Origin of the sequence: Ottowia oryzae, assembly GCF_003008535.1 — a bacterium.
Classification (GTDB): Bacteria; Pseudomonadota; Gammaproteobacteria; order Burkholderiales; family Burkholderiaceae_C; genus Ottowia; species Ottowia oryzae.
Genome location: NZ_CP027666.1, coordinates 3,735,999 through 3,749,394, shown reverse-complemented (window position 1 = coordinate 3,749,394; position 13,396 = coordinate 3,735,999). Strand labels below are relative to the sequence as shown.

The 13,396-nt window shown below is 67.8% G+C and carries 10 protein-coding genes and 1 tRNA gene; 7 read left to right on the top strand and 4 right to left on the bottom strand.

The features are described 5' to 3' along the window. Nucleotides 1–100 precede the first annotated feature (100 nt). The 3 genes from xdhA to xdhB are packed head-to-tail and all read left to right on the top strand — an operon-like array spanning nt 101 to nt 4,127. Nucleotides 101–1,579 carry a xanthine dehydrogenase small subunit gene (gene xdhA / locus C6570_RS17140; RefSeq protein WP_106704297.1) on the top strand — a complete coding sequence of 493 codons (1,479 nt, stop codon included), beginning with the start codon at nt 101–103 and terminating at the stop codon, nt 1,577–1,579. Then, on the top strand, nt 1,576–1,767 hold the full coding sequence (locus C6570_RS17135) for a hypothetical protein (RefSeq protein ID WP_123812290.1): 192 nt from the start codon (nt 1,576–1,578) through the stop codon (nt 1,765–1,767). The genes xdhA and C6570_RS17135 overlap by 4 nt, the downstream gene beginning before the upstream one ends. 8 nt (nt 1,768–1,775) lie before the next feature. Next, a complete protein-coding gene (gene xdhB, locus C6570_RS17130; protein ID WP_425437934.1) occupies nt 1,776–4,127 on the top strand; it encodes a xanthine dehydrogenase molybdopterin binding subunit in 2,352 nt (783 codons plus the stop codon). Between the two features lie 130 nt (nt 4,128–4,257). On the opposite strand, the gene C6570_RS17125 is transcribed toward xdhB, so the two are convergent. The 3 genes from C6570_RS17125 to acpA all read right to left on the bottom strand — a co-directional run bounded on the left by C6570_RS17125 (nt 4,258) and on the right by acpA (nt 8,089). Then, nucleotides 4,258–4,334: transfer RNA gene (locus C6570_RS17125), tRNA-Met, on the bottom strand. 103 nt (nt 4,335–4,437) lie between these two features. Beyond that, nucleotides 4,438–6,024 carry a vWA domain-containing protein gene (locus C6570_RS17120; protein WP_106704294.1) on the bottom strand — a complete coding sequence of 529 codons (1,587 nt, stop codon included), beginning with the start codon at nt 6,022–6,024 and terminating at the stop codon, nt 4,438–4,440. 364 nt (nt 6,025–6,388) lie between these two features. Further along, entirely contained in the window at nt 6,389–8,089 is a 1,701-nt protein-coding gene (acpA, locus tag C6570_RS17115; RefSeq protein ID WP_106704293.1) for an acid phosphatase, read from the bottom strand. A 302-nt stretch (nt 8,090–8,391) separates the two neighbouring features. Between acpA and C6570_RS17110 the strand changes: the two genes are divergently transcribed. Then, on the top strand, nt 8,392–9,633 hold the full coding sequence (locus tag C6570_RS17110) for a cytochrome-c peroxidase (protein ID WP_245896235.1): 1,242 nt from the start codon (nt 8,392–8,394) through the stop codon (nt 9,631–9,633). A gap of 94 nt (nt 9,634–9,727) precedes the next feature. Here C6570_RS17110 and C6570_RS17105 read toward each other — a convergent pair whose 3' ends face one another. Next, nucleotides 9,728–10,507, bottom strand: a complete 780-nt coding sequence (locus tag C6570_RS17105; protein ID WP_106704291.1) for an enoyl-CoA hydratase — start codon at nt 10,505–10,507, stop codon at nt 9,728–9,730. Nucleotides 10,508–10,666: 159 nt separating this feature from the next. On the opposite strand from C6570_RS17105, the gene C6570_RS17100 reads away from it, so the two are divergent. From C6570_RS17100 to paaK, 3 genes are read left to right on the top strand one after another with little or no spacing between them, the layout of a single operon-like run. After that, the gene (locus C6570_RS17100; RefSeq protein WP_106704290.1) at nt 10,667–11,467 is read left to right on the top strand and encodes an enoyl-CoA hydratase-related protein; all 801 of its coding nucleotides are present in this window, start codon (nt 10,667–10,669) and stop codon (nt 11,465–11,467) included. Beyond that, complete coding sequence (gene paaI, locus C6570_RS17095; RefSeq protein ID WP_106704289.1) at nt 11,467–11,949, top strand: hydroxyphenylacetyl-CoA thioesterase PaaI; 483 nt, start codon at nt 11,467–11,469, stop codon at nt 11,947–11,949. The genes C6570_RS17100 and paaI overlap by 1 nt, the downstream gene beginning before the upstream one ends. Nucleotides 11,950–11,994: 45 nt before the next feature. Beyond that, nucleotides 11,995–13,296, top strand: a complete 1,302-nt coding sequence (gene paaK, locus C6570_RS17090) for a phenylacetate--CoA ligase PaaK (RefSeq protein WP_106704288.1) — start codon at nt 11,995–11,997, stop codon at nt 13,294–13,296. Nucleotides 13,297–13,396 lie beyond the last annotated feature (100 nt).

Here is a 13,396-nt window from a genome sequence, read left to right as displayed (position 1 = left end):
GCCCAGCCATTCTCACAAGGGTTAGGCGGCCGCTGGCACGCAAGTTGCCAACCGAGGCTGACACCGTCGCAACCTCGGCGAATTGCACCATACTGGCGCCATGCCCACCTCTGAATCGTCCCCCGACGCGCTGCGCCTGATCCGGCGCGGCCGCGTCGTCACCTGCCACGGCGTCGCGCCCGACCGCACCCTGCTGCAGCTGCTGCGCGAAGACCTGCACTGCACCGCCGTCAAGGAAGGCTGCGCCAGCGGCGACTGCGGCGCGTGCACGGTCACCGTGGCCGAACGCACGCCCGAAGGCGCGCTGCGCTACCGCGCCGTGAACAGCTGCATCCGCCTGGCGCACAGCGTCGACGGCCAGGCGGTGTGGACCGCCGAAGACATCGCCGCCGCCGACGGTACGCTGCACCCCGCCCAGCGTGCGCTGGTCGAGTGCCACGGCTCGCAATGCGGCTTCTGCACGCCCGGCTTCGTCATGAGCCTGTTCACCCTGCACCGCCAGCGTGGGGGCGACGCCGTCACGCGCGACGAGGCGCTGCACGCGCTGTCGGGCAACCTGTGCCGCTGCACCGGCTACCGCCCGATTCTGGACGCCGCGCAGACCATGCACCACTGGCCCGAGCCGTTCCTGGATGAAGCCGATTTGCTCCAAAAAATGGAGCTGCTCGCGCAGTCTGCACAAGCGCCAGCGGCCGATTTGGCTAAAAACTTCTACCTGCAGCCCAACACCCTGGCCGAGCTGCTGGCCCTGCGCGCGGCCCTGCCCGCCGCGCTGCTGGCCGCCGGCACCACCGACGTGGGCTTGTGGATCACCAAGCAGCTGCAGCAGCGCCCGCAAATCATCGACGTGACCCGCGTGGCCGAGCTGCGCCAGCTGCAGCGCACGGCCAGCGCGCTGGTCATCGGCGCCGCCGTCACGCTGAACGACGCCTTTGCCGCGCTGGCGGCCGAGCGGCCCGCGCTGGCGCCTTTCTTCGACCGCTTTGCCGGCCTGCCCGTGCGCGAAAGCGGCACGCTGGGCGGCAACGTGGCCAACGGCTCGCCCATCGGCGATTCGATGCCGCTGCTGATCGCGCTGGGCGCCACCCTGCGCCTGGCCAGCACGCGCGGCGAACGCACGCTGCCCATCGAAGACTTCTACCTGGCCTACCGAAAAACCGCGCTGGCGCCCGACGAGGTGCTGGTCGCCATCACCGTGCCGCACCCCGCGCCCGGCGAATGGCTGCGCGTGGACAAGGTCAGCAAGCGCTTTGAGGACGACATCTCCGCTGTCTGCCTGGCCGTGGCGCTGCAGGTGCAGGACGGGCGCATCGCCAGCGCGCGCATCGGCGCGGGCGGCGTGGCGGCGGTACCGGCCCGTGCTACCAAAACAGAAGCTGTCTTCGCAGGCCAGCCGTGCGCTGAAGCCACATTTGAGCAAGCCGCGCAAAGCCTGATGGCTGAGTTTCAGCCGCTCAGCGACATGCGCGCATCCGCCGACTACCGGCGCACGCTGCTGGGCAACCTGCTGCGGCGCGCCTGGCAAGACGCCGCCGAGCCCGGCGCCCCCGCCTTGGCCGAACTGGAGCCCCAATCATGATGACCACCGCCACCTGGCCGCAGGCCCGCGCCGCCGGCCCCATCCCGCTGCCGGGGCAAGAGCCGCCGGTGCAAGACCCCGACCCGTTCGCCCCGCCCGCGCCCGTGGAAGACCCCGGCGCGCCGCCGCTGCCGCGCCGCGAACCCGGTGACGACCCACCCATCCAAGACCCTGAGCGCCTGCCGTGAACGACCGCCTGATTCCCCCCGCCGCCGAAGCGCGCACCAGCCCTAGCGCGTCGGCCAGCGCCTGCGGCACGTCCATCCCGCACGAAAGCGCGCGCGCCCAGGTGCAGGGCCTGGCGCCGTACGTGGACGACCTGCCCGAGCCGCGCGGCACCCTGCACGCCGCGCCGGTGATGTCGCCCGTGGCGCACGGCCGCCTGAACGGCGTGGACGCGAGCGCCGCGCTGGCCATGCCCGGCGTGCGCGCCGTGGTGCTGGCCGCCGACATTCCGGGCGACCCGGTGCTGGCTTCCTTTTCGCACGACGAGCCGGTGCTGGCGCAGGGCACCGTGCAGTTCGCCGGGCAGGTGGTGGCGCTGGTCGTGGCCGACAGCGTGATGGCCGCGCGCCACGCTGCGCGCGCCGTCAAGCTGGACATCACCCCGCTGCCTGCCTTGCTGACCATCGAAGACGCCATGGCGGCCAACAGCTTCGTGCTGCCGCCCGTCACCGTGGCGCGGGGTGACGCCGCCGCCGCGCTGGCCGCGGCACCGCACCGGCTGAAGGGTCACTTTGCCGTGGGCGGGCAAGAGCACTTCTACCTGGAAGGCCAGATCGCCCTGGCCGTGCCGCAAGAGCAGGGCCAGTGGCGCGTGGTCAGCAGCACGCAGCACCCGGGCGAGGTGCAGCACTGGGTGGCGCACGCGCTGGGCATTGCCAACCACGCCGTCGTGGTCGAATGCCGGCGTATGGGTGGCGGCTTTGGCGGCAAGGAAACGCAGGCCGGCCACCTGGCCGTGTGGGCAGCGCTGGCGGCCCACAAAGTGGGCGCACCCGTCAAGCTGCGGCTGGACCGCGACGACGACTTCATGATCACTGGCAAGCGCCACCCGTTTGCGTACGACTACGAGGTGGGCTTTGACGACAGCGGCCGCATCCAGGGCCTGACGATCGACATGATGGCCAACTGCGGCTGGTCGGCCGACCTGAGCGGCCCCGTGGCCGACCGCGCCGTGTTCCATGTCGACAACGCGTACTTCTTGCAAGACGTGGTGATCCGCAGCCACCGCTGCCGCACTCACACGCAAAGCCACACCGCCTACCGCGGCTTTGGCGGCCCGCAGGGCGTGATTGCCATCGAAACGCTGCTGGGCGACATCGCGCGCGCGCTGGGCAAGGACGCGCTGGCCGTGCGCACCGCCAACCTGTACGGCCCGCGCGGCGCCACCGAGCGCAACGTCACGCCCTACCAGATGCAGGTGGAAGACAACATCCTGCACGAATTGCTACCAAAACTGGAGCTGCTGGCGCACTACCAGCGCCGGCTGGAAGGCGTTTTGGCTTGGAACAGGCAGCACAAGCACATCAAGCGCGGCCTGGCCATCACGCCGGTCAAGTTCGGCATCAGCTTCACCGCCACGCTGTTCAACCAGGCGGGTGCGCTGGTGCATGTGTACACCGACGGCAGTGTGCAGGTGAACCACGGCGGCACCGAAATGGGGCAGGGCCTGAACACCAAAGTGGCGCAGGTGGTGGCCGATGAGCTGGGCGTGCCGTTGGCGCGCGTGCTGGTCACCGCCAGCGCCACCGACAAGGTGCCCAACGCCAGCGCCACGGCCGCATCCAGCGGCACCGACTTGAACGGCAAGGCCGCCCAGGCCGCCGCGCGCACCGTGCGCGGCCAACTGGCCGACTTCGTCGCCGCGCTGGACGGCTGCGCGCCCGAAGCGGTGCGCTTTGCCGACGGCCAGATCACCTCGCCCCAGGCTGTGCGCGACTTCACCGCCGTGGTGCAACAGGCCTACGCCGCGCGCATCCAGCTGTGGAGCGACGGCTTTTACCGCACACCCAAGATCCACTACGACAAGGTCACTCTCACGGGGCGGCCGTTCTTCTACTTCGCCTACGGTGCGGCGTGCAGCGAAGTGGCCATCGACACGCGCACGGGTGAATACCGCGTGCTGGGCGTGGACATCCTGCACGACGTGGGCCGCAGCATCAACCCAGCGATCGACATCGGGCAGATCGAAGGCGGCTTTGTGCAGGGCATGGGCTGGCTGACCACCGAAGAGCTGGTCTGGACCGACAAGGGCCTGCTGGCCACCAAGGCGCCCAGCACCTACAAGATCCCCACCGCGGCCGACGTCCCCGCGCGCCTGAACGTGCACCTGTGGCCCGAAGAAAATAGGGAAGACACCGTGTTTCGCAGCAAGGCCGTGGGCGAACCACCCTTCATGCTGGCCATCAGCGTGTGGGAGGCGCTGCGCGAAGCGATTGCCGCCGCGCGCGCTGATCGTGGCTTGGCCGGTGCCGCTGCCGCTGCCGTGCAGATGGACGCCCCCGCCACGGCCGAGCGCGTGCTGTGGGCGGTGAACGCGCCTTAATTGACGCACTTCATTGACGCGCATTCCAAGCCGCAGCTTTCGACGCGCCCGGCGCAGCCAAGAAAAAAGCCCCAGGACACAGGTCCCTGGGGCTTTTCTTTCTCTGGCCGTGGGCCGGAGAACTGCAATGTGGTGGTGGTAGGTGGAATCGAACCACCGACCTTGGGGTTATGAATCCCACGCTCTAACCGACTGAGCTATACCACCGGAAACCGCGCATTATAGACAAGTTTCGGCCGCCGAAAAATGGTTTTTTGCACGCTGGCCGGTGGGCTGACGGGCGCGCCCTGTGCCGCCCGCCGCATCGCCGTCAGCGCCGGGCTTGGGGCAACTGGGCTAGCTCATCGGTCACCAGCCGCACGATCAGCCTGTCCAGCGTATCGACCGAATAGTTGCTGACGTCGTGCACCGTCTCGCGCCCTGGGCCGCTGGCCGGGTTCTGCGCTTGCGCGTAGGTCAGAAAGACGAAGCGCCCGCCGGTGTACTGCGCGATTTGCCGCTGGATGTATTCGCCCTGCTTGTTCAAGCCGCTGGCGCCCACGCTGAACACCTTGATGCCCTTGGCCAGGGCGGCGCGCGCCGTGGCGTCGTACTGCGGGCCGGCGTAGTCCAGGTGCGGCGGCGCATCGGCCAGCAGCACCATCAGCCGCGTGGCGCCAGTGCCGCGCCAGCTGAGGGCGTGCACGGCCTCGAACAGGGCTTCGTTCATGGCCTCGGGTTCGTCGCCGCCGCCATCGGCTTGCAGCTGGTCCAGCACGGTCTGGAAGGCGCGCAGGTCGTTGGTGAAATCGTGGCTGCGCAGCACGAAGGTGTCGGTCTTGTCGCGGTAGGCGACCAGGCCAAAGCAGGTGTCGGGCTGGCTGGGCAGGGCGGCGACTTCGCTGGCGATGGTGCGCAGCGTGCTTTTCAGCTTGGCGATTTCGTCGCCCATCGAGCCGGTGGCGTCCACCAGAAACACCAGGTCCAGGCGTGCGCGCTGGGCGGGTGCGGCAGCGTCCAGCGTCACATCCACTGCGCTTTGCTGGCCGCGCTGGAATACGGCGCTGGCCTGCGCCTTGCCTTGCCGCACGGTCACTTCGTAGAAGCGGCCGTGGTCGCCGTCGAACGCGTCCGGCGACAACCAGGCGCGCCCGGCGGTGTCGGTGCGCGCCCATATGGCCGCGCCGCTGGTGGCGCGCACCACCACCTCGGCGTCGGGCACGGCGCGGCCACGCGCATCGCGCACCTGCAGCATGACGCGCTCGCGCACGTCCATGGGGCGGTGGGTAACCTGCGTGCGCTCTTGAAACGCCAGGTATTCCGCGAAGCTGGCGTTGTCGTCCACCATGCCTGCGGTGACGGGCTCCGCATCGGGGGCGGGGTGCGCTATCGGCGGCGCCGATGGGCCTGGCTTGACGGCGCGCGTGGCTGAAGCGCTGCCGGGCGCGCCGCTGCGGGCCACGGCATCAGCAGCGGCGGGCTCTGCGACCACGGCCGATTCCGCCATCGGCGCGGGCGACGGTGCAAGGGTGGGCGGCGCGGCCGGGCTAGCGTGCGCGCCGGCGGCTGCTGCGCGTGAATAGGCGCGGCCGATCTTCAGCTCGCCCGGAGCACTGTGCGCCTGGGTGCCAGCTTCTTCGTGCGTGCGCATCGGGCGGGCGCAAGTGGTGGCCGAGGGGGCGCGGAACGCGGGTGCGAAGGGCTTGGCTTCGGGCAACAGCGCGCTGCGTTGGCGCGTGAAGATGTCGGCTGGCGCGGGCGCGGCCCAGACTGGCGGGACATATAGCGGGCGGTCATCGCCCGGGGGCTGGGGGGCCAGCGCGCCGGCGGCGGGGGCCAGCAGCGACAGTACGGTGAGTGCGGCGACGCAGCGGGCGGCGCGGGGTGTGGCGCGGGTTGTCGCGGGTCGGGTGGGCATGCAGGCTCCTGAAAACTGAGGGTTGGAGCTGCATGAATCGATGCGCGCGTGCCGATGGGGTCAAACGGCGGGGTACGAGATGAAACTGGTGGTAACTGCTTGGCGCTTGGTGGGCCGCCCTGCGTATTCCGCTTGGACGCTGAATGAGCCAGCTGAGCGCCTTCAGGTACGTACGATAACTATCAAAAAAATAGCTGCCAGCGCTGGAGGGGCGGGCGCTGGGGCTTTGTTTCTTATGAAATTGTTCGGCGGCGGGCCAGCCGGTGGCCGCCCCGAGAGGTCGCTTGGGCCCTTCGCCGCAAAAAGGGCGAAGGGCGAGTGGCAAAGGCGAGTGGGCGAGCTGGGCTCGCCGCGCGCGCAGTGCTTACAGCGCCAAAGCGTTGGTCAGGTCGCCCATGGCGGGCTGGCCATGCGCTTGCAGGGCGTCGTCGCGCTTTTTCAGGCCGGGCAGCGTGGCCAGGTCAAAGCGGCGCGTGATCAGGCGCAGGATGGACGCGGTGTCGTATTGGGTGTGGTCCACCGTGCCCTTCTTGGCCAAAGGCGAGACGACGATGGCCGGAATGCGCGTGCCCGGGCCCATCAGGTCGCCTTTGGGGGGCGCAACGTGGTCCCAAACGCCGCCGAACTCGTCGTAGGTGATGACGATCACCATGTTCTTCCACTGCGGGCTGGCTTGCAGCTTTTGCACCAGGTCGGTGATCTTGGCATCACCATCGGCCAGGTTGGCATAGCCTTCGTGCTGGTTGTACAGACCTTCGGGTTTATAGAAGGCCACCGAGGGCAACGTGCCGGCCGCGGCCTGCGCGACCAGGTTGTTGTAGTCCTGCAGGTGGGCCTTGCGCTGGTCGGCGTTTTTCACCGGGTCCATGTTGGCGTAGTAGTTGAAGGGCTGATGGTGTGGCTGGAAGTCCACCGCGGCGGTGGACGACACGCCGTTGGCATCGCCCGCATAGATCACCGACCGCTTGGCGCTGGGGTCGCGCGCGCCGTCTGCCAGCGCCGCGTCCCATGAGCCGCTGTACCACGCCCAGCTGACGCCTTTGGCGCTCAGCAGGTCACCGATGTTCTGCGTGGTTTGCGGCGGCAGCGTGGTGGCGCTGGCCGTCGTGGCGTAGAGCAGGTCGCTGTTCGCACCGCCGGCAACGGGCGTGTTGCCGCTGGGCTGGTACGCGGGCTGCATGGTGTTGACGGCGTAGAACTTGCCGTCGCCAAAATAATTGGCCGGGGTGATGTTGCCGCTGCGAACAAACCGGGGCGGACCGTCCATCGCCGAAGCGGGGCTGGCGGCCGCCAGCGAGAGCTTGGGCAGGTACGCGCCTTGGGCATCGGTGTCCAGCACCGCGATGGTTGGCTTGGCGGCAGCGGTGTCGGCGTTCGCGTACTCGGGTGCGCAGGCGCAGATCAGGTACTGGTGGTTGAGGAAGGAGCCACCGAAGGCGCCCTCAAAGAAGTTGTCGGCCAGCACGTACTGCTGCGCCAGCTTGTACAGGCCCGACTGGCTGTAGTCGAAGTGGCCCATCGTCAGGCCGCCCGCGTCCGCCCAGGCGGCGAACATGTCGTTCTTTCCGCCGTTGATCTGCATCTGGTTCTCAAAGAACCGGTGGTACAGGTCGCGCGTGACGGTGTTGCTGTTGAGCGTGACGCCGGCCGTTTTCACAAAGGCGGTTTCGGCGCTGAACGGCGCGTTCGGCAAGCCTGCGCTTTGCGCTTGCGTGACGGTTTGCGCCTGGCCGGGCATGGTCACGCCGCCCCAGGTTTGAGGCAGGGTGGGCAGCACGGTGTTGCCGTCGCGGTCCTTTTGCGGCACGTAGGCGGCGGTTGGCTTGCCTTGGGCGTCCACGATATTGCCCAGGCCGTTGGCGCCGGGGAAGTTGCCAAACAGGTTGTCGAAGGCGCGGTTCTCGGCGTAGATGACCACGACGTTTTGCACCTTGTCGTGCAACTGCGCAGTGGTGTGTTCGGGCGAGTCATCGCTGCCACCGCCGCAGCCGGCCAGGAAGGCAGCGCACGCCAGCGCGCAGGGGGTGAGCACGGCGGTGCTCTTGAAGGATTTTTTGGGGGTCATCGGGGGATCCTTGGGATCGCGGTAGGGCTGAAAGCGCAGCGAGCATCTGCGTGGCTTGTGACGGCTGCGTGACAGTCCGCTGCGCCGAATGACCGGCTTGCAAATGACACAAACTATTGCGTTTGAGCGACCCCGTGACGCGATTCCGTTCGTCATCAAACTGTCGCGATCACGTCATACAAAGCGTGCTTTCGCTTTTGCTTTCGATTCGCGGGTAGTGCCACATGAGATTTCACGGTCGCCTGGCTTTGCGCCAGCCTGGGTGGGTTCTGGCGGCGGGTTGTGCCGTTGCGGTTGCGTTGATGAGTACCGCCACGCTGCGCCCCGTGCACGCGCAAGACAAGGCGAATGCGAAGGCGCACGCGCCTGGCGCGGCGCAGGCTGGTGGCGGCAGCGTTACCGCCCAATCGTTCTATGCCACGCCATTCGAGAAAAAGCCGGACGCCGCCACGCTGACCCACCTGGGGCGCGCGCTGTTTTCAGACGCGGCCCTGTCTGCCTCAGGCCGTTTGTCCTGCGCGTCGTGCCACGACCCGGCGCACGCCTATGGCCCACCGAATGGCCGCGCCACGCAGGTGGGCGGTGGTGACCTTCACCAGCCGGGGCTGCGCGCGGTGCCTTCGCTGCGCTATGCGCAAGACACGCCCGCCTTCAACGCGCACTTCACCGAGAACGAGGGCGACGACAGCATTGACCAAGGCCCCGTGGGCGGCTGGACGTGGGACGGGCGCGCTGCCTCGGCCCATGAGCAGGCGGCGATCCCGCTGCTGTCGGCGTTTGAAATGGGCAACCGCGACCGCGCTGCGGTGGTGGCGCGGCTGCGGCAGTCGCCCAATGCGGAGCTGATGAAAAAAGCCTTTGGCGAGCGCGTGATGACCGACGAGCGGCTCGCGTGGAATGGCTTGCTGTGGGCACTTGAAGTCTTTCAGCAAAGCCCGAGCGATTTCTACCCGTACAGCAGCCGCTTCGACGGCTACCTGCGCGGCAAGGAGAAACTGTCGGCCAACGAGCTGCGTGGCTTGCAAATCTTCAACGACCCGGCACGCGGCAACTGCGCGGAATGCCACGTGAGCGCCATCAAGCGCGGCGCGTTCCCGCAATTCACCGACCGCGGCCTGGTGGCGCTGGCCGTGCCACGCAACCTGCAGATCGCCGCCAACCGCGATCGCCGATTCTTTGACCTGGGGCTGTGCGGCCCGCTGCGCACCGACCTCGCAGGGCAGGGCGAATTCTGTGGCCTCTTCAAGACGCCCACGCTGCGCAACGTGGCCACGCGCCAGGTGTTTTTCCACAACGGCCGGTTTCACACGCTGACCGAGGCGGTGCGCTTTTACGCAGATCGCGATGCGTTTCCCAAGCGTTACTACGGCGCGCATGGGCAGACGAACGACTTGCCCGCCCGCTACAGCGCCAACGTCAACCGAGAGGCGCCTTTTGAGGCGCAGCGGCCCGGCAAGCCCTCACTGAATGACGCAGAGATCAACGACCTGGTGGCGTTTTTGCACACGCTGACCGACAAGGACGCGCACACCGTGCGTCCTTGATGTCTCACGTTGCTTCCAAAAACGAAGCAACCGATCAAGGCGCGGCGGACGCCGGAGCCACATAAATCTCGTATTCGCTGCCCGCCGCCAAGGCTCAGCGGTTCTTGAACGCCGGGGCGCGCTTGTTCACAAACGCGTCCATGCCTTCCTTCTGGTCTTCGGTGGCGAACAGCGAATGGAACACGCGGCGCTCGAACATCACGCCATCGGCCAGCGTGCCTTCGTAGGCGCGGTTCACGCATTCCTTGGCCGCCAGCACGGCCAAGCGGCCAAAGCCGCTGATCGTCAGCGCGGCGCCCAGCGCTTCGTCCATCAGCTTGTCCAGCGGCACCACGCGGCTGACCAGTCCGCTGCGCTCGGCCTCTTCGGCGTTCATCATGCGCGCCGTCAGTGCCATGTCCATCGCCTTCGATTTGCCCACGGCGCGCGGCAGGCGCTGCGTGCCGCCCGCGCCGGGGATCACGCCCAGCTTGATCTCGGGCTGGCCAAACTTGGCGTTGTCGGCGGCGATGATGAAGTCGCACATCATGGCCAGCTCGCACCCGCCACCCAGCGCAAAGCCGCTGACGGCGGCGATCACGGGCTTGCGGATGGTGCGGATGGTCTCCCAGTCGCGCGTGATGTAGTCGTCGCGGTACACGTCGGCGAAGCTGTAGGTGGCCATCGCCCCGATGTCGGCGCCCGCGGCAAAGGCCTTCTCGCTGCCGGTGATGATCATGCAGCCGATCGCGTCGTCGGCGTCGAAGGCCTTGAGCGCGTGGCCCAGCTCGCGCATGAGCTCGCCGTTCAGCGCGTTCAGCTGTTTGGGACGGTTGAGCGTGATGACGCCCACCTTGTCGCCTTCAACGCGGGTCTGGATGAATTCATAGGTCATGGGGCTGGCTCCTCGCAAGGCTGTGTGTAGTGAATTGGATGGCATGCGCGCCCTGCGGCGCGGCCGCCACACTATAGCGAGGCGACCTCCGAAAGCGCGGCAAGAATTAACCGACCGAAGGGTTGGCTAATGTTAAATTGCGCCCCAAAAGGAGACAACATGACAGCCCAAGAAACCGCCGTTCTGTACGAAGAGGATGGCGCGGTGGCCGTGCTCACGCTCAACCGCGCGCCATCGCTCAACAGCTTCACCCGCCAGATGCACCGCGACCTGTGGGCCTCGCTGGACAAGGTCGAAGCCAACCCCGCCATCCGCGCCGTGGTGCTGACAGGCGCCGGTCGCGCCTTCTGCGCCGGGGCCGATTTGTCGGAGTTCGACTTCCGCGAGGGCGCGGACATCATGCACCGCGCTGACCCGGGCCCGGTGATCGACGAGGCTTTCAACCCCACCACGCGCCGCCTGATTGGTCTGCGCGTGCCCACGGTGTGCGCCGTCAACGGTGTGGCCGCGGGCGCGGGCGCTTCGCTGGTGATGGCGTGCGACATCGCCATTGCGGCGCCGGGCGCCAGCTTCATTCAGGCCTTCAGCAAGATCGGGCTGGTGCCCGACAGCGGCGGCACCTGGCTGCTGCCCCAGCGCGTGGGCATGGCGCGCGCCATGGCGCTGTGCCTGACGGGCGACAAGCTGCCTGCGGCCGAAGCCAAGGCCATGGGCATGATCTGGGACGTGCAGGACGACGCGCTGGCCGCTGCCAAGGCGATGGCCCAGCGCCTGGCCGCCATGCCCACCAAGGCGCTGGTCGCCACGCGGGCCTTGCTGCGCGGCGCGCACACGCACAGCCTGGACGAGCAGCTGGACCTGGAGCGCGACGTGCAATCGCGCCTGGGCTTCACGCACGATTACATCGAGGGCGTGACGGCGTTCCTGCAAAAGCGCCCCGCGCAGTTCAAGGGCCAATGATGAACGCGCCGACACAGCAACCGACCGCCCAGCCCACATCGGAAGAGGCCGCCAACTTAGCGCGCCGCGTGGGCGAAGCCATGTACGCCGCCGACGCCGCTTCCAAAGACACGATGGGCATCGCGCTCATCCGCTGCGAGCCTGGCCGCGCGGTCATGCAGATGCCCGTGCGTGCGCTGCACCTGAACGGCCACAAGATCTGCCACGGTGGCTTCATCTTCACGCTGGCCGATTCCACGTTTGCCTTCGCCTGCAACAGCCGCAACCACAACACCGTCGCCAGTGGCTGCTCGATCGAATTCCTGCGCCCCGGCCATGAGGGCGACGTGCTCACGGCTGAAGGCGTGGAGCAATCGCAGAGCGGCCGCCACGGCATTTACGACATCCGCGTCACCAACCAGCATGGCCAGCTGGTGGCGCTATTTCGCGGCAAGAGCACGCAGATCGCCGGGCACGTGGTGCCCACCGATCGAGACGTTTGAACCGATGGCCCGAGCGGGCCGCCCATAAAAACCCACGGAGACAAAATGAGCCCCACCGACCTGCCGCTGGAGCCGATAGAGACCGCCAGCATCGACGAGCTGCGCGCCCTGCAGCTGCAACGCCTGAAGCAGACACTGGCCCACGCCTACGCCAATTCCCCCGTGTACCGAGCCAAGTTCGACGCCGCGGGCGTGCACCCAGGCGATCTGCGCACGCTGGCCGATCTGGCCAAATTCCCTTTCACCACCAAGAAGGATCTGCGCGACAGTTACCCCTTTGGCATGTTCGCCGTGCCGCGCGAGCAGGTGGCGCGTATCCACGCCAGCAGCGGCACCACGGGCAAGCCCACGGTGGTCGGCTACACGCTGAAGGACATCGACACCTGGGCCACGGTGGTGGCGCGCTCCATCCGCGCCGCCGGCGCGCGCCGGGGCGACATGGTGCACATCAGCTATGGGTACGGGCTGTTCACCGGCGGCCTGGGCGCGCATTACGGCGCCGAAAAGCTGGGGCTGACGGTGGTGCCCTTCGGCGGCGGCCAGACGCAAAAGCAGATCCAGCTGTTTCTGGATTTCAAGCCCGACATCATCATGGTCACGCCCAGCTACATGCTGGCGGTGGCCGACGAGGTGGAGCGCATGGGCATCGACCCACGCAGCCTGAGCCTGCGCACCGGCATCTTCGGCGCAGAGCCCTGGACGAACGAGATGCGCCACGCGCTGGAGGCGCGCATGGGCATCGACGCGGTGGACATCTACGGCCTGTCCGAGGTGATGGGCCCGGGCGTGGCCAGCGAATGCGTCGAGACCAAGGACGGCCCGACCATCTGGGAAGACCATTTCTACCCCGAGATCATTGACCCCGATACGGGCGAAGTGCTGCCCGACGGCAGCGAGGGCGAACTCGTCTTCACCAGCCTGACGAAAGAGGCGCTGCCCATCGTCCGCTACCGCACGCGCGACCTCACGCGGCTCTTGCCCGGCACCGCGCGCCCGATGCGGCGCATGCAGAAGATCACCGGGCGCAGCGACGACATGATGATCATCCGCGGCGTGAACGTGTTCCCCACGCAGATCGAGGAGCTGATCCTCAAGCGCGCCGAGCTGTCGCCCCACTACCTGTGCGTGCTGACGCGCGAAGGCCCCATGGACAACCTGCGCGTGCAGGTGGAAACCGCCGCTGGTGTCGACCCGCAAGGCAGCGACGCGCAGGCTGCGGCGCGGCAACTGCAGCACGAGATCAAGGTGTACGTGGGCAGCAGTGTAGAGATCGACTTGAAGGGCGAGGGCGGTATCGAGCGCAGCGTGGGCAAAGCGCGCCGCGTGATGGATCTGCGGCCCAAGTAAGGTGAAGTCTTGGTACGGCCACGGGGCGAAACAGCGTGCCTGTCAAGGTTGATGATTCAGGTCATAATGTGACGCCAGCGCAGGTGTGGCCTGCGCCGGT

Coding starts and splice junctions, on each gene's coding strand:
- xdhA (WP_106704297.1), top strand. CDS start 101: ATGCCCACCTCTGAATCGTCCCCCGACGCGCTGCGCCTGATCCGGCGC.
- C6570_RS17135 (WP_123812290.1), top strand. CDS start 1,576: ATGATGACCACCGCCACCTGGCCGCAGGCCCGCGCCGCCGGCCCCATC.
- C6570_RS17120 (WP_106704294.1), bottom strand. CDS start 6,024: ATGCCCACCCGACCCGCGACAACCCGCGCCACACCCCGCGCCGCCCGC.
- acpA (WP_106704293.1), bottom strand. CDS start 8,089: ATGACCCCCAAAAAATCCTTCAAGAGCACCGCCGTGCTCACCCCCTGC.
- C6570_RS17110 (WP_245896235.1), top strand. CDS start 8,392: ATGAGTACCGCCACGCTGCGCCCCGTGCACGCGCAAGACAAGGCGAAT.
- C6570_RS17105 (WP_106704291.1), bottom strand. CDS start 10,507: ATGACCTATGAATTCATCCAGACCCGCGTTGAAGGCGACAAGGTGGGC.
- C6570_RS17100 (WP_106704290.1), top strand. CDS start 10,667: ATGACAGCCCAAGAAACCGCCGTTCTGTACGAAGAGGATGGCGCGGTG.
- paaI (WP_106704289.1), top strand. CDS start 11,467: ATGAACGCGCCGACACAGCAACCGACCGCCCAGCCCACATCGGAAGAG.
- paaK (WP_106704288.1), top strand. CDS start 11,995: ATGAGCCCCACCGACCTGCCGCTGGAGCCGATAGAGACCGCCAGCATC.